A 20143-nucleotide genomic window follows, 5' to 3' on the forward strand; every position below is an offset into this window, starting at 1 on the left:
GTCCTTTACAGATGCGGGGGCGACTACAGCCCGAGGATGGAGGACGCGATGATGGTGCGCTGAACCTCTGACGAGCCGCTGTAGATCGACACCTTCCGGTAGTTGAGGTAGGTCGGGACCGTCTCCTGCGCCCAATGGGGAGAGCCGATGTCGGCAGCATTGACGGCAAGCGAATCGACGCCTGCGATGTCGGCAAGTAGTTCCGTCGAAGCCTGCTGCAACTCACTGCCGCGAAGTTTGAGGACTGACGAGACCGGGTCGGGCTTTCCGTTCGCAGATGAGGCGACCACCCGCATCTGCGTGAGTTCCAGTGCCAGTAGTTCATTTTCGAGTTCGGCGAGCCGAGCTGCGAACAGGGGATCTCCAAGAAGCGTTCCGTTGCCGGAGGGGATCGTCGCGGCGAGTTCCTTGGCGCGGGCCAGCCGGTTCTTGGTGATACCAACCCGGGTGACCCCGGCGCGTTCGTTGCCGAGCAGGAACTTGGCGTAGCTCCATCCGGCGTTCTCTTCGCCGACAAGGTTTCCGACCGGTACCCTCACGTCTTCGAAGAAGACCTCGTTGACCTCATAGCCGCCGTCGATCAGCTGGATCGGACGGACGGTGATGCCAGGGGTCTTCAGGTCGATGAGCAGAAAACTGATGCCCGCCTGTCGTTTTGGAGCATCCGGATTGGTCCGGACGAGTGCGAAGATCCAGTCGGCGAACTGCGCCAGCGTGGTCCAGGTCTTCTGGCCGTTGACCACATAGTGGTCACCGTCGCGCACAGCCCGGGTCTTGAGGGATGCCAGGTCGGAGCCGGCTTCGGGTTCGGAGAAGCCCTGGCACCACCAGATGTCGAGGTTGGCGGTCGGCGGGAGGAACCGTTCCTTGAGTTCTTGCGAGCCGAAGTTGGCGATCACCGGCCCGACCATGTCGGCGTTGAAAGCCAGCGGTTCCAGGACGGAGGCGAGGTTCATCTCGTTCTGCCAGATGTGCTTTTGTACCGGCGTCCAGTCTTTGCCACCCCACTCGACCGGCCACTTCGGTACTGCCAGGCCATGTTCATTGAGTTTGCGCTGCACGGCGATCATGTCGTCGGGAAAGATCGAGGTGCCGGCCGCGGCACGCTCACGGAGTTCTTTGGGTATTTCGGTGGTGAAGAAGGTGCGCAGTTCCTCGCGGAAGGCAACGTCTTCGTCGCTGAGTTTGAGGTGCATGGTTCCTTGATACTCCCGTTCGCGTGGGGTCGCGTCGCGATCTACGCACATCGCCTGATCCACGGAACACTGTAGGCCCGGACATCGTCGACGATCAGCACGATGATGATCTCTCCGCAGTTCTGATGGTCGCGGGCGTGACCGTAGCCGCCATGTCCTTGCGATGTGACCTCACAGTTCACGCGGACAGGTACTGATGTCCGCTGACGGTTTCGCCGAGGAGGTCGGTGACCGCTCGGACCCGTCGTGAACGCGAGGTATCTCGTGCGACCACTTGCCAGTAGACGCGTTCGACCGAGAAGTGTTGCGGCAGTATTCGAGTCAGTGCGGGATCGGCCTCGCCGACGTAGGTCGGCAGCGGTGCGATGCCAAGACCTGTCCGGGCCCCCTGGTGATGTCCGGCAATGTTGTTCATCTGCACCCTGGCCGTGATCCCGGGTCCGAGATGGTCGAGGATCTGCAACGGCTCGACATCGAGTAGCGCATCGACGTACCAGATGATGGTGTGCTCGTTCAGCGCACCGAGTTCGGTCACCGGACCGTGTGACTCGAGGTAGTCGCGCGCCGCGTACAGGCCGAGGGTGTAACTACCCAATCTGGTGATCAGGCTGGAACGGCGATTCGGGCGCTCCAGCGTGATCGCCACGTCGAAATCGCGGACTGTGAGCAGGTCGTGGCTGGTTGCGGTCACCACTTCGACGGTCAGCTCCGGATGGCTTGAACGGAGTTGCAGCAGGGCCGGCGCCAACACATACACCCCGAAGCCATCCGGAGCGACGATGCGAACCGATCCGGTGAGCTCGTCGGTTGGGGTGGTGGTGGCGTAGGCGGCAGCCACTGCGGCCTCCACGGCGAGGGCGTGGGGGAGCATGCGTTGTCCGGCGGCCGTGAGCTGCCAGCCGGAGGTGTGCCGATCGAAGAGTCGCTCGCCGGTCTCGCGTTCGAGGGCTGCGATTCGCCTGCTCACGGTGGTGTGGTCGACCTCCAGGCGGCGACCGGCTTCGATGAGTCGCCCTGTTCGGGACAGCTCCAGCAGGTATCTCAGGTGGTCGGCACTCGGCATGCCCTCATTCTGTCGTGTGCATTTATGCAGATGCAAATGCAGTATTGGCTGTTGACCGTGCGTTGATGCAAGGGCAGCCTTGGGGTAACCGCCAACGTTCAAGTGACCACCAATGTTTCAAGGAGAGTGCAGATGTTCGAGATCGCCCACTGGTCAGAGGGGAAGCCGTTTACCGGCTCATCCGATGTGCTTGCGCCCGTGACGAACCCGGCGACCAGTGTGGTGAGTGGGCAGGTGCGGCTGGCGTCGGTCGAAGACGCGAGAACTGTGATCGCAGCTGCCGCTGCCGCGTTCCCGGCCTGGCGCGATACCTCGTTGTCCAAGCGCACCTCGATCATGTTCAAGTTCCGGGAACTGCTCAACGAACGCAAAGGCGAGTTGGCGCAGATCATCACGGCCGAGCACGGCAAGGTCGTCTCCGACGCGCTCGGCGAGGTTGGCCGGGGCCAGGAGGTCGTCGAATTTGCCTGTGGCATACCGCACCTGCTCAAGGGTGGCTACACGGAGAACGCTTCGACGAACGTCGACGTGTACTCGGTGAGCCAGCCGCTGGGACCGGTTGCGATCATCTCGCCGTTCAACTTCCCGGCGATGGTCCCGATGTGGTTCTTCCCCATCGCGATTGCCGCAGGCAACACCGTGGTGCTCAAGCCGAGTGAGAAGGATCCGTCGGCGGCCTTGTGGATGGCGCAATTGTGGGCGGAGGCAGGGCTGCCCGAGGGGGTGTTCAACGTCTTGCAGGGTGACAAGGTGGCGGTGGACGAGCTGCTGACCAACCGGTCGATCAAGTCGGTCTCATTCGTCGGCTCCACGCCGATCGCGCAGTACGTCTACGCCACCGGGACCGCTGCGGGTAAGCGGGTGCAGGCGCTCGGCGGCGCCAAGAATCACGCCATCGTGTTGCCCGACGCCGACCTGGATCTGGCTGCCGACGCCATGGTCAATGCCGGATTCGGCTCAGCCGGTGAACGCTGCATGGCGATATCGGTACTGGTCGCTGTCGGTGACATCGCCGACGAACTCGTCGGAAAGATCGTCGATCGCACCCGGCCGTTGAAAACCGGTGATGGCACCAAGGATTCGGACATGGGGCCGCTGGTGACCGCTGCGCACCGTGACAAGGTCCGCGGTTATGTCGACGCCGGTGAAGCGGAGGGCGCCACGGTCGTGGTGGATGGACGCACGATCACCGAGAATCCTGATCGGCCGGCTGATGGGTTCTGGCTCGGGCCGACGCTGCTCGATCACGTCACCCCCGAGATGAGCGTGTACGCCGATGAGATCTTCGGGCCGGTCCTTTCGGTTGTGCGCGTTGAAACATATGACGAGGCATTGGACTTGATCAATGCCAACCCCTATGGAAACGGGACCGCGATCTTCACCAACGACGGCGGTGCGGCCAGGCGTTTCCAGAACGAGGTCGAGGTGGGAATGGTCGGCATCAACGTGCCCATCCCGGTTCCGATGGCCTACTACAGCTTTGGTGGCTGGAAGGCCTCGCTGTTCGGGGACAGCCACGCACACGGCATGGAAGGCGTGCACTTCTTCACGCGTACCAAGGCCATCACCAGTCGATGGCTCGATCCGAGTCACGGCGGCATCAACCTCGGATTCCCTGAGAACAGCTGAGTCCTTTCGGTGCCGGGAGATTTCATGACAACGGATATCGCACTGCCGCGTTTGCTGCGACTCGGAGGAGGTTCACTCAGTGCAGTTGGTGAGATCGTTGCCGCCCTTGGTGTCACCCGCCCGCTGATCGTCACCGACTCCTACCTCGTCGGATCGGGTGTGGTGGCGAGGGCGTCGGAGATCCTCACCGCCGCCGGTGTGGACGTTGCGGTATTCGCCGAGACCGTGCCCGACCCCACCACGGAGTCGTTGCAGGCCGGGCTCGATGCCGTGCGAGGGCATCGGGCCGACTCGGTGATCGGATTCGGTGGCGGTAGTCCGATGGATACCGCGAAAGCGCTGGCCGTGCTTGCCGTGTCGGGAGGTGAGATGCGGGACTTCAGGGCGCCGCGCCAGTATTCGGGTGATGCGCTCCCGATCATCGCGATTCCCACAACCGCCGGAAGCGGTTCGGAGGCGACGAAATTCACGGTCATCACCGACAGCACCTCGGACGAGAAGATGCTGTGCCCGGGGACCTCGTTTCTCCCCGTCGCTGCGATCGTGGATTATGAACTCACGTTGTCGATGCCACCGCGACTGACCGCCGACACCGGCGTGGATGCACTGACCCACGCGATCGAGGCTTACGTGAGCCGTAAGGCGAACCCCTACACCGACAGTCTGTGCCTGACCGCGATCAACACGGTGGGCAAGCACCTGCGTTCCGCCTACCGTGATGGGCAGGACCGGCGCGCGCGGGAGGCCATGATGCTGGCGTCGATGCAGGCGGGGATGGCGTTCTCGAACTCGAGTGTGGCGCTGGTGCACGGCATGAGCAGGCCGATCGGTGCGCACTTCCATGTGGCGCATGGGTTGTCGAATGCGATGCTCTTCTCGGCGGTGACGGAATTCTCGATCTCCGGTGCTCCTCTGCGTTATGCAGAATGCGCGCGGGCTCTCGGGGTTGCCGGCGACGCGACATCGGATCCGACCGCGGCGAGCGCCCTGGTGGAGGAACTCAAGCGGTTGTGCGCCGACGTCGAGGTCCCGACACCGGCGGCGTACGGCATCGAACGCACGGCATGGGACGGCCTCCTGCCGTTGATGGCGGAACAGGCGCTGGCATCGGGATCGCCGGCCAACAACCCGCTGGTGCCTGACGCGGATCAGATCTGTGACATTTACCGGACGATCTACGCCGGAGCGTAAAACCTCGGCGTAACGGACATCGCGTGCTCTGTGCATGTTCCGTGGCTATACTTTGTGGCTGACGCCGGACCTCATTTGTGAGGGACCCCGTTCTCTTCAACTGAATTGGCGCGGTGAGCTGCCGAACGCGATGGGTTGGTGGAATCGACCGCCGAGTCCCCGCGGTCGACCCTTTCGTTGCCGACTGAGAACCAGGTGGCACAGATGACTGTACAAACGAACCGAGCACCTTCACCGTGGCCGGGATCCGAGTATTCGGCGCTCTTCGACTGGGAACTCGACGATGCCGGGTCCTTGCCGGAGGTGGCGGACAAACTTGCCGCAGTGGGTGAGCAACTGATGGCCGCACATGTCGCCGGCTGGACATTGGTATCGCCGATGCGGGACGGGCGGCTGCACGCACGTCGGCCGTCCCGTCGCAGGCGTGGTCTCGAACCTGTCGGCGGTGTCGATGTTCCCGTGGGCGTCCTGGCCCCGGGCCTTCGGTGGCGGCTTCGGATCATCGACGAGGTTCTCGACGAACCCGGCGCGCAGCTCACCGTTGAGGCGTCCGGCGCAACTCCGTGGCTGGTGGAGCGTGGTGGTGAGTTGTCGCAGTGCAGCGGCCCGGCCGTCGATGACGGCACCATGGCGCAGGTGCGAGCTCAGTTCGGGCCCGGGGAGACCGCCGACCGCAGGTGGGCATTGGTCTCGGCCCGGATCGGTCCATCGATGGATCTGATTGCCGAACACAGTCGGCTTCGGCAGCACGCGGTGGTTGGCGGCGTCGTGGTGCGGACCGTTGAGATTCTGGGCCACCGGCACGCGGCCGACCGCGCGACCACATTGCCTGCGGCAGCGCAGGCGTATCGCCGAATCGCGGCGGCGGCGACGGCGATGCACGGGGTGGGGGCCCGATTGTCCGCCATCGACGACGGATTCGTGATCGTCGAGTATCCGGTATGACCGATGCCGAGATGATTCGGCAGGCATGCGCGATCCCGGATCCGATCGCCGTTCGGCTCGGTCGAGCGGGTTGCGTTTTCGCGACCGAGGAAGCGGCCATTCTCAGGGAATTCGCCTGCAGCTCTGCCGAACTCGACATGTTGTGCAGGCGACGCGTGACCGGTGAGCCGCTTGAGCACATCGTCGGGCACGTGTCCTTCGACGACCTCCGACTGTCCGTCGGTCCGGGTGTCTTTGTGCCACGACAGCGTTCACGATTTTTGGCGCGGGCGACGATCGCAGCGGCACGCGCCGGCCGGGATCCGATTGTGGTGGAAGCGTTTTGTGGTGTCGCGCCGATCGCGTCCGCGGTGAAACGGGCTTTGCCCAGGCTCGAGATCCATGCCGCCGATATCGATGCCGGCGCACTGGAGCATGCCGCCGTCAATTTGGGCGGCACTGCGATGGTCCATCGGGGTGTCGGATTTGATGCCCTGCCCGACATGTTGCGGGGGCGGATCGGCGTGATCGCAGCCGTGCCGCCGTATGTCCCGACCACCGCCTCGGAATTCTTGCCACGAGAGGCGTTGGACCACGAGCCGCACCACGCCCTGTTCGGTGGTCCGGACGGACTGGACCACATCGGCGGTCTGATCGAGGATGCTCCGGAGTGGTTGTCGGACAACGGTTGCGTTCTGATCGAGATGAATGCGGACCAAGTTGCGTACGCGATGTCTCGCGCCGCGCAGGTCGGCTACAGCCTGGAATGGCCGGGCGGCGGCGACCGACAGACGACTGTGGTGGGGCTGCGCCGCGTTCGCTGACCTATGGTGGTCGGGTGAGCATCGAGGTGGCCGACACGCGGAGCCTGCCCGTCTATGAGGCAGGCGCCATCGAGGTCCCATTTGTCATCGCGGGTGTGTACGAGGTCATCTCGCGCGACACCCAGTGGGAAGAACACTCCCACCCGACGCATGAATTGCTGTGGAGTGCCAAGGGGTCGTCGTCGACCACCGTCGGCCCTCGGGTCTGGACGATCACGCCGACGATCGGCTTGTGGATTCCCGCGGGGGTCCTGCATTCGGGATGGACACCGGCCGGGACAGCGCTCAGCTCAGTGCATTTCAGTATTCGTGAGGTCCCGTCCATTTCGGATGAGCCGGTGGCCGTCGAGGTCTCTCCGCTGTTGCGGTTGTTGCTCGACCGGCTCGGTGCCGATGATCTCGACGATGTATCGCGGTCGACCACGGAGGCCATGGTTCTCGACGTGTTGACCCCGGCGCCACATCAGTTGTTGCTGCGGGTTCCGGAGTCGGCGCTGCTGGCGCCGATTGTCGCCACCGTGCAGGCCGACCCCTCCGACGAGACGCAGTTGGGGGAGTGGGCGAGCCGCCTCGGCGTCAGCGCCCGCACGATCACGCGGGCATTCGATTCCGAGACAGGCATCGGTTTCACCCGGTGGGTGGTCACCGCGCGCGTCCAGCATGCGATCACGTTGCTGGCCCAGGGGCACCCGATCGACCATGTTGCCGGGCGAGTCGGCTATCGCTCGGTGAGCGCCTTCGGAACGGCATTTCGCCGGGTCACCGGAATGAGCCCGGGCCGGTTCCGCGAGCTGTGAGGGGTGTGGGCGGCGACCCACCACTTGTCTGTTTCGCGACAAACCCTGTCGCATTTGCTTGATTGCAATCGCAAGCATCGCGATCTAGCCTCTGTTAGGTAATCCTTACCGATGTTGATCGGTCGCCGGTGGGCCCGCCGGTGAATGCGTCTTTTTGTTTCACGAACCGAAAGGGAACAATGTCTCGCGCACCCAAGTTGGTGGCATTCGCGGCGGCAGCGCTGCTCGCGGTCGGGCTCGCGGCCTGCTCGTCGTCCTCGGACGACAACGGCGGCGACGGTGACTTCACCCCGATCACCATCGAGCACGCGCTCGGAACCACGACCATCACCGAGAAGCCCGAGCGGGTGGCCACCGTGAACTGGGCAAACCACGAAGTGCCGTTGGCGCTGGGTATCGTTCCCGTGGGTATGGCGGCCGCGAACTTCGGCGACGACGACGGCGACGGCATGTTGCCGTGGGTCAGCGAGCGGCTCGATGAGCTCGGCGGCGAAGCCCCGGTGCTGTTCGACGAGACCGACGGTGTCGACTTCGAAAGCGTCGCCAACACCAACCCCGATGTGATCCTCGCTTCCTACTCCGGCCTGACCCAGGAGGACTACGACACCCTCAGCGAGATCGCGCCGGTGGTGGCTTACCCCGAAACCGCGTGGGGCACCCCCTGGCAGCAGATGATCGAGCTGAACAGCAAGGGTATGGGCATGGAGGCCGAGGGCGCCGAGCTCATCGCTGGCCTCGAGGCTGAGGTTGCCGCTGCCGGGACGAAATACCCGCAGCTGCAGGACAAGTCGATCATGTTCCTGACGCACGTAGACGCCGCTGATCTCAGCGAGGTCAGCTTCTACACCACCCACGACACCCGCGCACTGTTCTTCGAGGACCTCGGGTTGCAGACCCCCGGCAGCATCGCCGCGGCGTCAGCCGAGACGGAAAAGTTCTCGGCGACACGCAGTGCCGAGCAGATCGACGGCCTCAGTGACGTCGACATCATCGTGACCTACGGCGACGAGGCCCTGGTCGCGACCCTCAAGGCCGACCCGCTGCTGTCCCAGATGCCGGCAGTGGCCAACGGTGCCATCGTGGCCCTGCCCAGCACTCCGCTGGGAACCGCTGCGAACCCGACTCCGTTGTCGATCTCCTGGGTGCTCGACGACTACGTCGCGCTGCTCGCGGAAGCAGCAGACAAGTCCAAGTGACACAAGGTACTTCGCAGTCCGCCTCGGGCGTTGCCATCGTGCGACGCCCGAGACGGGTGCGGGCACTTGGGTTCCTGATCGTCGCCGCAGTCTTGGTTGTGGTGGCGATCTTGTCGATCAAGGTCGGTTCTCGCGGTGTCGACTGGTCGGATGTCTTCGCCGTACTCGGCGGTGACTCCGAGGGAATGAATCAGGCCGCGGTCGAAAAGCGGATACCGAGAACGTTTCTGGCGATCATCGTCGGCGCCGCGCTGGGCGTATCCGGTGCGGTCATGCAAGGCGTGACCAGAAACCCGCTCGCCGACCCGGGCATACTCGGTGTGAACATGGGCGCATCGCTCGCCGTGGTCATCGGTATCAGCTACTTCGGCCTGGCCGCGGCGTCTACCTACATCTGGGTCGCCATCATCGGTGCCGCGGCCGCCGCCGTGTTCGTCTATGGCGTGGGCTCACTCGGTCGTGGTGGTGCCACACCGCTCAAACTCGCGCTCGCCGGTGCCGCCACCTCGGCGGCGCTCGTCTCCTTCGTCACCGCAATCATTCTGGGCCGCAACGATGTCGCCGATACCGTCCAATCGTGGCGCGTTGGCGGCGTCGGTGGAGCGACCTATTCCAGCATCGAGCAAGTTTTGCCCTTCTTGATGGTCGGATTCATCATCTCGATGTTGTCGGCGCGTGGCCTCAACTCACTCGCGTTGGGTGACGATCTCGCCGCCGGACTCGGTGAGCGGGTAGCGCTCGTCCGCGGCGGTGCCGCCCTGGGAGCAATCATTCTCTGTGGCGCGGCGACCGCGGTCGCAGGCCCCATTGCCTTTGTCGGACTGGTTGTCCCGCATGCCTGCCGACTGATCGTCGGCGTGGACTATCGGTGGTTGCTGCCGTATTCGGCGGTCACCGGCGCGGTGTTGCTCACCGTGGCCGACGTGATCGGACGGATCGTCGCGCGCCCCGCCGAAATCGACGTGGGCATCTTGACCGCGCTGATCGGCGCACCCTTCTTCATCTACATCGTCCGTCGTCAGAAGGTCGGTGCACTGTGAGTTCGGAAACCATGGTGACGGCGCAGACCATCGCCCGGAACCGCAAGATCCGAGGTGGCCGCCGTCGCTGGGTGATCGCGATCCTGGTGGTGCTCATCGCGGCTGCCTTTGCCATCACCCTGATGTTCGGCAAGACGTTCTACCCACCCGGCGATATTCTGAAAGTGATTCTGGGGGAGCAGGTCCAGGGTGCGACCTTCACCGTCGGTCGCCTGCGGATCCCACGCGCGGTCCTGGCTGTCGCCGCAGGTTTGTGTTTCGGGCTGGCCGGCATCACTTTTCAGACCATGCTGCGCAACCCGTTGGCCAGCCCCGACATCATCGGGATCAGTGCGGGTGCCAGTGCTGCGGCCACCTTCGCGATCGTCACGCTTTCGCTCGGTGCGACCCAGGTGTCGATCTTCGCCATTGTTTCCGCACTTGCTGTTTCGGTGCTGATCTACGCGCTCTCGTTCCGCGGCGGCGTTGTCGGAACCCGTCTCATCCTCATCGGTATCGGTATTGCGGCGATGCTCCACAGCATCACGGACTATCTGCTGGACCAGGCCGCGGAATGGGATCAGCAGGAGGCGATGCGGTGGCTGACCGGCAGCCTCAACGGCGCGTCGTGGACCCAGGCGATCCCGGTTCTGTTCGCACTCGTCGTGCTGGCACCAGTGCTACTCGGACAGTCCCGCAATCTCGAGATGTCCCAGCTCGGCGATGACGCCGCATCGGCACTCGGGGTGCGGGTCAACCGAACCCGGCTGATCGTGATCGTCGCTGCCGTGGGACTTCTTGCCTTCGCCACCGCAGCCTCGGGGCCGATCGCATTTGTGGCGTTCTTGGCCGGCCCCATCGCCGCGCGCCTGGTCGGACCGAACGGCTCGTTGCTCGTGCCGGCCGCGCTGGTCGGAGCTCTGCTGGTGCTGGTGGCCGACTTCGTCGGACAGTTCGCCTTCGGCACCCGCTACCCGGTGGGTGTCGTGACCGGTGTGCTCGGCGCCCCGTACCTCATCTATCTGATCGTTCGTACCAACCGCGCCGGAGGCTCGCTGTGACAACCACACACCAACTCCTTGTCGAGAACCTGACGCTCGGCTATGGCGAACACACCGTCATCGAAAAGCTGGACCTTCTGGTGCCTCCTGGCAAGGTGACCGCGATCGTGGGTGCGAATGCGTGCGGTAAATCGACTCTGCTGCGGTCGATGTCGCGACTATTGACCCCGCGCTCGGGCCGGGTGCTGCTCGACGGCACCGAGGTACACAAGACGCCGGCCAAACAGTTGGCGCGCACCCTCGGTCTGTTGCCGCAGTCGCCGATCACCCCTGAAGGAATCACGGTCGCCGATCTCGTCGGACGCGGACGGCATCCGCATCAGGGGCTGTTTTCTCGATGGACCCACGAAGACGACGAAGCCGTGGCTGCCGCACTTGATGCCACCGAGACCTCGGCGCTGGCCGATCGACCGGTGGATGAACTCTCCGGTGGGCAACGCCAACGAGTCTGGATCGCAATGGCTCTCGCCCAACAGACCGACGTGTTGCTGCTCGATGAACCGACGACATTTCTCGATGTCAGTCACCAGATCGAGGTTCTCGACCTGTTGACCGACCTCAACCGCGACCGTGGCACCACGATCGTGATGGTGTTGCACGATCTCAATCTCGCGGCCCGGTACTCCGACCACCTCATAGCCCTCGCCGGTGGAAACGTCCATGCCGCAGGCGAACCCGCGGAGGTCCTGACGGAGGACAACGTCCGGGCGGTGTTCGGCCTCGACAGTCAGGTCATCCTCGACCCGACATCGGGCAAGCCGCTGATGCTACCGCTCGGCCGTCATCACGTACTCACCGAACCGAGTCGGTAGACAAACGCACCCGTTCCAGTCATTTGCACACGTTACAACGTGTGTAAATGACTGGAACAGGTGCATTTGTCCCGGATCCAGTGTTCGCTGTCTAGGTTCCGAAGTACGGCTCCAGCACGGTGTTGTAGCGGCGGTCGACGAAGGTGTTGAAGTCCGGGCTCGCTGGGATCTGACCGGAATCGTAGAACAGGTCGGCCAACAGTTGCTCGGATGCGACGACCTCATCGGTCAGGGGGACCGCCGGTTTGATGCTGCGCTCTTGGGCAATCTGCGCCACCTCGGGGGCGACACCGACCGACTGTGCGTAGTGGTTGGCCCATTCCTGCGGATTCGCCTGCGCCCACTGTGTGGCCCGAGCGATGCGCTGGACCAGATCGGCAAGCGCGGTATTGCGCTTGGGATCTGCGAGCGCCTTCGCTGAGGCGATTCCGAAGGCGTAGCTCTGCTCGGCATTGACCAACGTCTTTGCGCCGGTCTGGGCCTCGGCGATGGCGGTGAACGGATCCCAGATCGCCCAGGCGTCCACGGAGCCCTGCTGGAAGGCTGCCAGTCCATCGGCGGGCTGCAGGAAGACCAATTCCACGTCGTCGACACTCACGTCGACGGCGTCGAGCTGTTCCAGGACGTTGGCGTGCGCCGAACTTCCCTTGGCCACAGCGATCTTCTTGCCCTTGAGTTCGGACACAGAGGTCAGCGTCGAGTCCTTGGGGATCAGGATCTTGTCACCCTTCCCGGAGGCCTGGTAGGCGGCGGCGACCTTGATGTTGGCGTTGTTGGCCGCTCCGAAGATGGGCGGTGTGTTGCCGGTGACGGCGAAGTCGATCTTGTCGCCGGTTGCCGCTTCCACCTGGGGAGGCCCGGAGGTGAACATCGAGAACTCGATCTTGTACGGCAGGTCGTCCAATTCGCCGGCCGCGGTGAGAAGCGGCTCGGTGATGCCCTTCTGGTCACCGACTTTCAGGGTCACGCCGCTGAGCTCGGCGACCGACACCGTTGTGTTTGCGACGTCCTCGCTGCCTTTGTCATCCTGCGACACACATCCGGTCGCGATCAACGCGAACGAGAGAGCCAGGGCCGCAGACCCGATGGCACCACTGAGCTTCATTCAACAACTCGCTTCATTCGACAACTCCCAAACTCTTCAACAGATGCTGTGCCGCCTCGGCCAGCTCTGGGTGTCCTGCCTCGCGCGGGCGGGGCAGGTCGATCACAACTTCATCTTTGATATGGCCTTCATCGAGCACCACGACGCGATCGGCGATCGAGACCGCCTCGTGCACATCATGTGTCACCAGGAGGACGCCGAACTGGTGCCGCTTCCACACGGTGAGCAGCAGGTCGTGCATGGTCCGTCGGGTCAGTGCGTCGAGCGCCCCGAACGGCTCGTCGAGCAGCAACAGCTCCGGCTCGCCCACCAGGGCGCGCGCCAGTGAAACACGTTGTGCCTGACCGCCGGACAGGGTCAGCGGCCATGCATCGGCCTTGTCGTCGAGACCGACCTGGGTCAGTGCATCGACGACGCGGGCCTGGGTCTTCGACTTTGCGACCTTCACCCGGTTGAGCCCGTAGCCGACGTTCTGGGCGACAGATCGCCAGGGGAACAGCCGTGGTTCCTGAAAGGCAACGGCGGGGGCGCCGGCAACCGAGGTGTCGCCGGTGTAGTTGTCGGTGAGCCCGGCGAGCACGCGCAGGGTCGTGGACTTGCCACAGCCGCTGCGGCCGATCAGGGCCACGATCTCGCCGTGGCGTACCTTCAGGCTCAGATTGTCCAGGACCTGGTTGTCGCCGTAATGCAGTGATACGGCATTCAATTCGGCGGCTACGTCCGCCTTGTCGGTGGGCTTGGCCGTCGCCCGAGGGTCAGAGATAAGTGTCATCACACGTCCTCATTGTTGGGTCGATAGCGCAATGCGTAACGCTCTAGCTGGCGGACGGCGGCGTCGGTGGTGAAGCCGAGCAACGCGTAGATGACCAGGCCGAAGAAGATGATGTCCATCCGGAGGAAGTCGCGCGCGTTGTTGATCATGAAGCCGATGCCTTCGCCGCCGGCGATCTGTTCGGCCACGATCAGTGTCAGCCAGGCGATGGCCAGTGACTGGCGCAGTCCGACAAGGACCTGTGGTGCGGCGCTGGGCAGGATGATGATCCGAAAGCGTTGCCAAGCACCAAATCCCAGCACCCGGCCGGTTTCGAGGAGCTTCGGCTCGATCTGGCGGATCGCCGAGATGGTGTTGAGGTAGAGCGGGAACATCACTCCGAGCGCGATCATCAGGATCTTCGGGGTCTCACCGATTCCGAACCAGAGGATGAACGGGGCGATCAACGCAAGGTGGGGGAGCGCGCGAACCATCTGCAGTGACGGGTCGAGGAGGGAGTCGGCGATCCGCGACAGGCCGACGAGTACGCCGAGCGCGACACCGATCAGGCCGCCGAGAAGCAGTCCCTGGATCACGCGCCATCCCGATGCGGTCAGGGCGTCGGCGAGTTCTCCCGATTCGATGGTCTCGAGGCCGGCTTCGAAGACCAGTGAGGGCGCAGGCGCCACGTCCTGGGGGATCAGCCCGATGGCGCTACCCAGTTGCCAGAGCAGTAGGACAAAGAGCGGCGAGAGCCACCGAACGACCGTCCAGAAACGGTGTGAGCCGCGGTTCGATACGCGAGGTGGTTTCGCGATGGAGGCAGGTGCGATCTGGGTCACCAGAGAGACGCTATGGGGCTCGTGGTGCCCCGAGAACCTTTTGGATCGCGCAGAGCGAAAGTCGCGAAAGTGGCCTATTTCCTCCGTGTTACCGCTGTGAGCTCTTGGAACTGCACTGTTAGTCCTGCGATAACCAGTCTGAAACCGGGAACTTTTGTACTGGTAATCGCAGCCGGTTCCGGCTCCTCGCCTAGCGGCAAAGCAGCCGCAGCGACCTCAACATTCCGTCCTATCAGGAGGACTCTATGTCCGAGATCGATCAGTCCATCGCCGAGAATATCAAGAAGTCCATCGCCGAGATCCCACATCCATCGTTGCCGAAGGGCACCAACATCTACGGCGGCACCAAGATCTTCCCCGATTACAAGGCGCAGGAGGGCGAGTCGTACTTCACCTTGGTCCACGGCATCGCCCACGAATCGTCGGTGAGTTTTGTGGCGGTCTTGCAGGCGACCCGCGCACTGCGCAAGGGATTCGAATCGGCAATGTACTTCTACGGACCCGGAGCCATCAATTGCCTGGCCACCCGCGGCTTTCCGACCACCGGTGACTCGGGCTTCCCGGGTGAGCAGAACATCAACGATTCGCTCGCGACGTTCATCTCCGAAGGCGGCACGGTGTTCTGTTGCCGCTTCGGTCTGGCGTTGCACGGCGGCCGCGAAGAAGACCTCATCGAAGGGGTCATCCCGGCGCATCCGCTCGATGTGCAGGATGCGCTGATCCACTATTCGCGCAAGGGCGCCATCATCAACTCCACCTACATGGTCTGAGGTGAGGGAATGTCCGTATCGGCACGCGTAGATCTTGCGCTGCTCGGTGTTCGCGGCTCACCCCCGCTGCGCCGATCCGCAGGCGCAGGACCCAGCGACGACGGTCACCTGATCATTGACGGCCTCAGCGCCGCGATACCGCGCAATCCGCTGAGTCCTTATGTACTCGACGGCGGTCAGGTGTTGCTCGACGGAGCCGACACCGGTCTGGAGGTCACGGCCATCGAACGGCCGGCCTTCTACGACCTGCGCACCGATACGGGCATCGAGTACGAGAAGATCGCCAAGCTCCACGGCCGGGACGTGTTGGCCACCACGGTGATGCAGACCTGTATCCGCTATGACGAGTCACAGCGCTGCAGGTTCTGCACCATCGAGGAGTCGCTGCGGTCCGGTGCGACCGTGGCGGTGAAGAAGCCTGCAGAGTTGGCCGAGGTCGCCGAGGCGGCCGTCCGCCTCGACGGGGTGAAGCAGATGGTCATGACCACCGGTACCTCCGCGGCGAAGGACCGGGGCGCCAAACATCTGGCGCGCTGCGTCCGCGCAGTCAAAGCGGTGGTGCCCGATCTACCCATCCAGGTCCAGTGCGAACCGCCCGGTGACCTGGCCACGCTCACCGAATTGAAGGACGCCGGTGCCGAATCGATCGGCATCCACATCGAGTCGCTCGACGACGCCGTGCGCAAGCGCTGGATGCCGGGCAAGGCGACGGTGTCCACCGACGAGTACCGGGCGGCGTGGGCCGAGGCGGTCCGGGTGTTCGGTCGCAATCAGGTGTCGACGTACCTGCTGGTCGGATTGGGTGAAGACCCCGACGAATTGGTCGCAGGCGCACGTGAACTCATCGACATGGGCGTGTATCCCTTTGTGGTGCCGTTCCGTCCACATGAGGGATCGCTCGCCGTCGACGTGGACCGTGCCGTCGCCCCACGCAGCGACGTCGTCGAGGACGTCACCCGCCGGGTCGCGAAAGAGTTGACTGCCGCGGGGATGCTCGGCGCCGATCAGAAAGCCGGATGTGCCGCCTGCGGTGCATGCAGTGTCTTGCAGAATGTCGGAGGTTGATCATGCACGCCGGTATCCCTGACCTGGCCATTCTGACCGGGCCGCGCCGCGCCGCATCACCGGCCGCCTTCATCATCCAGCCGGCCCTGGACACAAGGGAACTCGACCGGTATCGGACCCTTCGCCACGAAGCGTTTGTGGTGCAGCAAGAGCTGTTCAGGGGATCCGACCACGATGATGTCGACGATGACCCTCGCACCGTTGTGCTCTGTGCGATGGCTCCCGATGGCACGGTGCTCGGTGGGGTGCGGCTCGCGCCGGCGACAACTGATGACATCGGGTGGTGGGCAGGCAGTCGGTTGGTGGTGGCACCGACCGAACAGGCACGAGGAGTCGGTCCGGCACTGGTACGAGCGGCAAGCGCGTATGCCGAGAGTTCCGGGGTCCTGCGATTCGACGCCGCGGTGCAGCAGCGATACCAGCCGATGTTCACGTCATTGGGATGGCAGTACACCGCCGACGTCGACGTCGCAGGGGTCACCCACGCGGCGATGCGCTGGCCGATCGACAAGATCGAGCGCCTCGTCACGGCCACCAAGGCGATGCTTGCCGACGTGCTGGCACCACTGACAGAGCAGTCGATGGGATTGGGGCGGAGCGGCTTCCGGGGTGACGACGGCACACCGGTTCCCGGTAGCGATCTGATCGCGGCCTGCGACGCGATCATCCCGTCGATGGTCGAACGCGATCCGGAATGGGCCGGGTGGTGCGGCGTACTGGTCAATCTCAACGACCTGTCCGCGATGGGCGCCACCCCGGTGGGACTGCTCGACGCGGTGGGCGCACCCACCCGATCACAACTGACCCGGATCGTTCGCGGGATGGCCAGAGCAGCTGCTGCATGGGGTGTTCCGGTCCTCGGCGGCCACACACAGGCCGGTGTTCCGTCGTCGTTGTCGGTGACCGCGCTGGGTCGTACCGCGACACCGGTCCCGGCCGGGGGTGGGCAGGTAGGCCACGACCTTCGGCTCACCGCAGACCTCGGAGGCAACTGGCGTCCGGGATATGCAGGGCAACAGTGGGATTCCACATCCACGCGCAATTCTCGAGATCTGGTACGGATGGGAACATTCGTGCAGCGGGCAGCTCCGGCTGCGGCAAAAGACGTCAGCATGGCCGGGCTGGTCGGAACCACCGGCATGCTGTCCGAAGCCAGTGGGACCGGTGCGCTGCTCGACATGGCCACCATCCCACGACCTTCGGGCGTGGCGATGGGCGAGTGGGTCACCGCCTTCCCGGGATTCGCCATGATCACGGCAGACGCGCCGGGCCGAGAGGTCCCCGATGCGGGACCGGCGACCAGCGTGGTCTGTGGACGACTCATCAAAGGCCACGGCGTCAGCTTGCGCTGGCCCGACGGCACGATCACACAAGCGGTGCACGGCACCGTCACAGGATTGGGGAAAGCATGAGCACCACAATTTCTGTCGCGTCGGCGCAGTTCGGCCGCGACATGGAGGAGGCATACCGGACCATCGGTGCGCTCATCGAACTGGCGCGGCAGCGGGGCAGCGACCTACTGGTCCTTCCGGAAGCTGCGCTGGGAGGCTATCTGCCCAGCCTCGGCGGAGGCGACGAGAGTCCGGAGGCGCGGCAACGGCGACTCGAAAGTCTGCCTCCCGCTCTCGAACTCGGTGGCCCGGAACTGGAGCGGGTCATCAAGATGGCCGGCGACATGACCGTGACGTTGGGCTTCTGCGAGGCCGATGGCGACACACGCTACAACGCGGCTGTCACCCTCAGCGGCGACGGGATTCTCGGTTCCTACCGGAAGGTCCATCAACCCTTGGGTGAAAACCTCTGCTATTCAGCCGGTTCGGGGTACCCGACCTTCGATACTCCGGTCGGGCGGATGGGGATGCAGATCTGTTACGACAAGGCATTTCCTGAAGCTGCCCGGGCGCTGTCGCTCGGTGGGGCGGAGATCGTCGCGTCCCTGTCGGCGTGGCCGACCTCGCGGACCAACACCACACCGAACATGGAAGACGACCGCTGGAAGCAGCGTTTCGACATCTACGACCGGGCCCGGGCGTTGGAGAACCAGCTGATCTGGGTGGCATCGAATCAGGCCGGAACCTTTGGCTCCCTGCGATTCGTCTGCAGCGCAAAGGTGGTCGGACCGGGCGGGGAGATCCTCGCAGACACCGGCACCCAGGAAGGCCTGGCGACCGCGACGCTCGATGTCAAGGCAGCGATGGCAGCCGCCCGCGGTGGCGGTATGTACAACCTGCGTGATCGTCGACCCGAGATCTACGGCAGTGTCACCGAGCCAAACCGAGTCGAGGAGCTCACCTATGCCTGAAATGACGTTCACCGTGCGCTGGCCGGACGGCTCAGAGCAACAATGCTATTCACCCTCACTGGTCATGCACGACTTCCTGGAGCCGGGCACAGAGTACTCGGTGGGGGAGTTCGTATCCCGCAGCACCGAAGCCCTGACCATCGCCAGTGACCGCGTACGCGCGAAGTTCGGGTTCGCCTGCACGTCGGCGGCCGCTCAACTCGAGAACATCGAGGCAGCGGCGCGCCAGATGCCCGACGGGCAGGTCCAGATATTGACGATGAGCGGTGGAGACCTGATCACGCCGACACAGGCAGGACACACATCATGAACGAATCTTCAGTGAGTACCCCGATCGAGGAGGTGCCGGTGGTGGTCATCGGCGCCGGTCAGGCCGGGCTCTCTGTCAGTTGGCATCTCACCCGACGCGGTGTCGCCCATGTGGTGCTCGAACGCGACACCATTGCCCACGAATGGCGGGATGGACGCTGGGACAACTTCACCCTCGTCACGCCCAACTGGCAGTGCAATCTGCCGGGCTACGAGTACTCCGGCGACGATCCGGACGGCTTCATGAGCCGCGACGAGGTGTATGCCTGGGTTTGCGACTACGCAAGGACCTTCGATTCTCCGGTACGCGAACATGTTTCGGTGATATCCGTGAGCCAACGCGCAGGCGGTGGATTCGACATCGCCACCACAGCCGGGCCATTGCACGCGAAGCAGGTGGTGGTTGCGGTCGGCGGCTATCACACACCGGTGATCCCGCGTTTCGCAGAGAAGCTTCCGGATCGGATCGCGCAGATACATTCGTCGCAGTACCGCGGCGCCGACCAGCTCCCCGAGGGAGCAGTGCTGGTGATCGGTTCCGGGCAGTCCGGAGCGCAGATCGCCGAGGATCTGCACCTGTCCGGTCGAAAAGTACACCTGGCCACGGGAAGTGCCCCACGGGTGGCCCGCTTCTACCGGGGTCGGGACTGCGTCGCCTGGCTGCACGACATGGGTGTCTACGACGTCTCGATCGACGAGCACCCCGGCGGTCTGTCCAAGCGCGAGAAGACAAATCACTACGTGACCGGCCGCGACGGCGGGCGGGACATCGACCTGCGTGCCTTCGCCCGCGACGGTATGCAGCTGCACGGCCGGTCCACCGGGCTAATCGGGACGACCCTGACCTTCGCGCCGAATCTGGCGAAGAACCTCGACGCCGCCGACGCCGTCAGCGACGCGATCAAAGGCGACATCGATGCCTACATCGATCGAACCGGCATCGACGCACCGACGGAACCGCGGTATGTCCCGGTGTGGACGCCGGATACCGAAGTGACCGAACTGGATCTGGAGACTTCGGATGTGTCGGCCATCGTGTGGTCGATCGGTTTCCGTACCGACTACCGCTTCCTCAAGGTCGGAGTCTTTGACGGAGAGGGGATGCCGACCCACAATCGCGGCGTCACCTCGACACCCGGCGTCTACTTCCTCGGCCTTCCGTGGCAGCACACCTGGGGCTCCGGACGATTCGCTGCCATCGCTCGTGACGCCGAGTATCTGGCCGATCAATTGACCGCAGGGCTTGTTCCGACCGCGCAGGCCACATCGAGTCACTAGGCTGGTCGG

At 64.1% G+C, this 20143-nt stretch carries 20 protein-coding genes; 15 read left to right on the forward strand and 5 right to left on the reverse strand.

Annotated elements, in window-relative coordinates:
- Positions 1–23 precede the first annotated feature (23 nt).
- Entirely contained in the window at positions 24–1196 is a 1173-nt protein-coding gene (locus tag AC1TPF_RS21110) for an acyl-CoA dehydrogenase family protein (protein WP_482145212.1), read from the reverse strand.
- A 178-nt stretch (positions 1197–1374) separates the two neighbouring features.
- Positions 1375–2259, reverse strand: coding sequence for a LysR family transcriptional regulator (locus AC1TPF_RS21115; protein WP_482145213.1), 885 nt, complete (start codon positions 2257–2259; stop codon positions 1375–1377).
- Positions 2260–2391: 132 nt separating this feature from the next.
- On the opposite strand from AC1TPF_RS21115, the gene AC1TPF_RS21120 reads away from it, so the two are divergent.
- The 9 genes from AC1TPF_RS21120 to AC1TPF_RS21160 all read left to right on the forward strand — a co-directional run bounded on the left by AC1TPF_RS21120 (position 2392) and on the right by AC1TPF_RS21160 (position 11712).
- Positions 2392–3888, forward strand: a complete 1497-nt coding sequence (locus AC1TPF_RS21120) for a CoA-acylating methylmalonate-semialdehyde dehydrogenase (RefSeq protein ID WP_482145214.1) — start codon at positions 2392–2394, stop codon at positions 3886–3888.
- Positions 3889–3912: 24 nt separating this feature from the next.
- Positions 3913–5079, forward strand: coding sequence for an iron-containing alcohol dehydrogenase (locus AC1TPF_RS21125; protein WP_482145215.1), 1167 nt, complete (start codon positions 3913–3915; stop codon positions 5077–5079).
- A 204-nt stretch (positions 5080–5283) separates the two neighbouring features.
- Positions 5284–6024, forward strand: coding sequence for a hypothetical protein (locus tag AC1TPF_RS21130; RefSeq protein WP_482141144.1), 741 nt, complete (start codon positions 5284–5286; stop codon positions 6022–6024).
- Positions 6021–6827 (forward strand): N5-glutamine methyltransferase family protein, encoded by an 807-nt coding sequence (locus AC1TPF_RS21135; RefSeq protein WP_482145216.1) that lies wholly within the window; start codon positions 6021–6023, stop codon positions 6825–6827. Before AC1TPF_RS21130 ends, AC1TPF_RS21135 begins: the two co-directional genes overlap by 4 nt.
- Before the next feature lie 14 nt (positions 6828–6841).
- Positions 6842–7624, forward strand: a complete 783-nt coding sequence (locus tag AC1TPF_RS21140; protein WP_482141140.1) for an AraC family transcriptional regulator — start codon at positions 6842–6844, stop codon at positions 7622–7624.
- A gap of 179 nt (positions 7625–7803) precedes the next feature.
- Complete coding sequence (locus AC1TPF_RS21145) at positions 7804–8820, forward strand: iron-siderophore ABC transporter substrate-binding protein (RefSeq protein WP_482145217.1); 1017 nt, start codon at positions 7804–7806, stop codon at positions 8818–8820.
- A 38-nt stretch (positions 8821–8858) separates the two neighbouring features.
- Positions 8859–9860 (forward strand): FecCD family ABC transporter permease, encoded by a 1002-nt coding sequence (locus AC1TPF_RS21150; protein WP_482145550.1) that lies wholly within the window; start codon positions 8859–8861, stop codon positions 9858–9860.
- Between the two features lie 11 nt (positions 9861–9871).
- Entirely contained in the window at positions 9872–10900 is a 1029-nt protein-coding gene (locus AC1TPF_RS21155; protein ID WP_482145551.1) for a FecCD family ABC transporter permease, read from the forward strand.
- Entirely contained in the window at positions 10897–11712 is an 816-nt protein-coding gene (locus AC1TPF_RS21160; RefSeq protein ID WP_482145218.1) for an ABC transporter ATP-binding protein, read from the forward strand. The genes AC1TPF_RS21155 and AC1TPF_RS21160 overlap by 4 nt, the downstream gene beginning before the upstream one ends.
- Positions 11713–11803: 91 nt before the next feature.
- On the opposite strand, the gene AC1TPF_RS21165 is transcribed toward AC1TPF_RS21160, so the two are convergent.
- The 3 genes from AC1TPF_RS21165 to AC1TPF_RS21175 are packed head-to-tail and all read right to left on the reverse strand — an operon-like array spanning position 11804 to position 14401.
- The gene (locus AC1TPF_RS21165) at positions 11804–12817 is read right to left on the reverse strand and encodes an ABC transporter substrate-binding protein (RefSeq protein WP_482145219.1); all 1014 of its coding nucleotides are present in this window, start codon (positions 12815–12817) and stop codon (positions 11804–11806) included.
- A gap of 13 nt (positions 12818–12830) precedes the next feature.
- The gene (locus AC1TPF_RS21170; RefSeq protein ID WP_482145220.1) at positions 12831–13589 is read right to left on the reverse strand and encodes an ABC transporter ATP-binding protein; all 759 of its coding nucleotides are present in this window, start codon (positions 13587–13589) and stop codon (positions 12831–12833) included.
- A complete protein-coding gene (locus AC1TPF_RS21175; RefSeq protein ID WP_482141474.1) occupies positions 13589–14401 on the reverse strand; it encodes an ABC transporter permease in 813 nt (270 codons plus the stop codon). The genes AC1TPF_RS21170 and AC1TPF_RS21175 overlap by 1 nt, the downstream gene beginning before the upstream one ends.
- Before the next feature lie 254 nt (positions 14402–14655).
- Here AC1TPF_RS21175 and AC1TPF_RS21180 point away from each other — a divergent pair, with 254 nt between their 5' ends.
- From AC1TPF_RS21180 to AC1TPF_RS21205, 6 genes are read left to right on the forward strand one after another with little or no spacing between them, the layout of a single operon-like run.
- Positions 14656–15180 (forward strand): MSMEG_0572/Sll0783 family nitrogen starvation response protein, encoded by a 525-nt coding sequence (locus AC1TPF_RS21180; RefSeq protein ID WP_482145221.1) that lies wholly within the window; start codon positions 14656–14658, stop codon positions 15178–15180.
- 9 nt (positions 15181–15189) lie between these two features.
- The gene (locus AC1TPF_RS21185; protein WP_482145222.1) at positions 15190–16245 is read left to right on the forward strand and encodes an MSMEG_0568 family radical SAM protein; all 1056 of its coding nucleotides are present in this window, start codon (positions 15190–15192) and stop codon (positions 16243–16245) included.
- A 2-nt stretch (positions 16246–16247) separates the two neighbouring features.
- Positions 16248–17657 carry an MSMEG_0567/sll0787 family protein gene (locus AC1TPF_RS21190; protein WP_482145223.1) on the forward strand — a complete coding sequence of 470 codons (1410 nt, stop codon included), beginning with the start codon at positions 16248–16250 and terminating at the stop codon, positions 17655–17657.
- Positions 17654–18547: a carbon-nitrogen hydrolase family protein gene (locus AC1TPF_RS21195; RefSeq protein ID WP_482145224.1), complete on the forward strand. Its 894-nt coding sequence runs from the start codon at positions 17654–17656 to the stop codon at positions 18545–18547. The genes AC1TPF_RS21190 and AC1TPF_RS21195 overlap by 4 nt, the downstream gene beginning before the upstream one ends.
- A complete protein-coding gene (locus tag AC1TPF_RS21200) occupies positions 18540–18857 on the forward strand; it encodes an MSMEG_0570 family nitrogen starvation response protein (RefSeq protein ID WP_482145225.1) in 318 nt (105 codons plus the stop codon). The genes AC1TPF_RS21195 and AC1TPF_RS21200 overlap by 8 nt, the downstream gene beginning before the upstream one ends.
- The gene (locus tag AC1TPF_RS21205; protein ID WP_482145226.1) at positions 18854–20134 is read left to right on the forward strand and encodes an MSMEG_0569 family flavin-dependent oxidoreductase; all 1281 of its coding nucleotides are present in this window, start codon (positions 18854–18856) and stop codon (positions 20132–20134) included. The genes AC1TPF_RS21200 and AC1TPF_RS21205 overlap by 4 nt, the downstream gene beginning before the upstream one ends.
- Positions 20135–20143: the final 9 nt, after the last annotated feature.

The sequence above is a fragment of the Williamsia sp. Y853 genome (genome assembly GCF_056786495.1).

Coding starts and splice junctions, on each gene's coding strand:
- AC1TPF_RS21185 (WP_482145222.1), top strand. CDS start 15,190: ATGTCCGTATCGGCACGCGTAGATCTTGCGCTGCTCGGTGTTCGCGGC.
- AC1TPF_RS21165 (WP_482145219.1), bottom strand. CDS start 12,817: ATGAAGCTCAGTGGTGCCATCGGGTCTGCGGCCCTGGCTCTCTCGTTC.
- AC1TPF_RS21125 (WP_482145215.1), top strand. CDS start 3,913: ATGACAACGGATATCGCACTGCCGCGTTTGCTGCGACTCGGAGGAGGT.
- AC1TPF_RS21115 (WP_482145213.1), bottom strand. CDS start 2,259: ATGCCGAGTGCCGACCACCTGAGATACCTGCTGGAGCTGTCCCGAACA.
- AC1TPF_RS21145 (WP_482145217.1), top strand. CDS start 7,804: ATGTCTCGCGCACCCAAGTTGGTGGCATTCGCGGCGGCAGCGCTGCTC.
- AC1TPF_RS21205 (WP_482145226.1), top strand. CDS start 18,854: ATGAACGAATCTTCAGTGAGTACCCCGATCGAGGAGGTGCCGGTGGTG.
- AC1TPF_RS21110 (WP_482145212.1), bottom strand. CDS start 1,196: ATGCACCTCAAACTCAGCGACGAAGACGTTGCCTTCCGCGAGGAACTG.
- AC1TPF_RS21135 (WP_482145216.1), top strand. CDS start 6,021: ATGACCGATGCCGAGATGATTCGGCAGGCATGCGCGATCCCGGATCCG.
- AC1TPF_RS21130 (WP_482141144.1), top strand. CDS start 5,284: ATGACTGTACAAACGAACCGAGCACCTTCACCGTGGCCGGGATCCGAG.
- AC1TPF_RS21195 (WP_482145224.1), top strand. CDS start 17,654: ATGAGCACCACAATTTCTGTCGCGTCGGCGCAGTTCGGCCGCGACATG.
- AC1TPF_RS21155 (WP_482145551.1), top strand. CDS start 9,872: ATGGTGACGGCGCAGACCATCGCCCGGAACCGCAAGATCCGAGGTGGC.
- AC1TPF_RS21120 (WP_482145214.1), top strand. CDS start 2,392: ATGTTCGAGATCGCCCACTGGTCAGAGGGGAAGCCGTTTACCGGCTCA.
- AC1TPF_RS21200 (WP_482145225.1), top strand. CDS start 18,540: ATGCCTGAAATGACGTTCACCGTGCGCTGGCCGGACGGCTCAGAGCAA.
- AC1TPF_RS21170 (WP_482145220.1), bottom strand. CDS start 13,589: ATGACACTTATCTCTGACCCTCGGGCGACGGCCAAGCCCACCGACAAG.
- AC1TPF_RS21190 (WP_482145223.1), top strand. CDS start 16,248: ATGCACGCCGGTATCCCTGACCTGGCCATTCTGACCGGGCCGCGCCGC.
- AC1TPF_RS21180 (WP_482145221.1), top strand. CDS start 14,656: ATGTCCGAGATCGATCAGTCCATCGCCGAGAATATCAAGAAGTCCATC.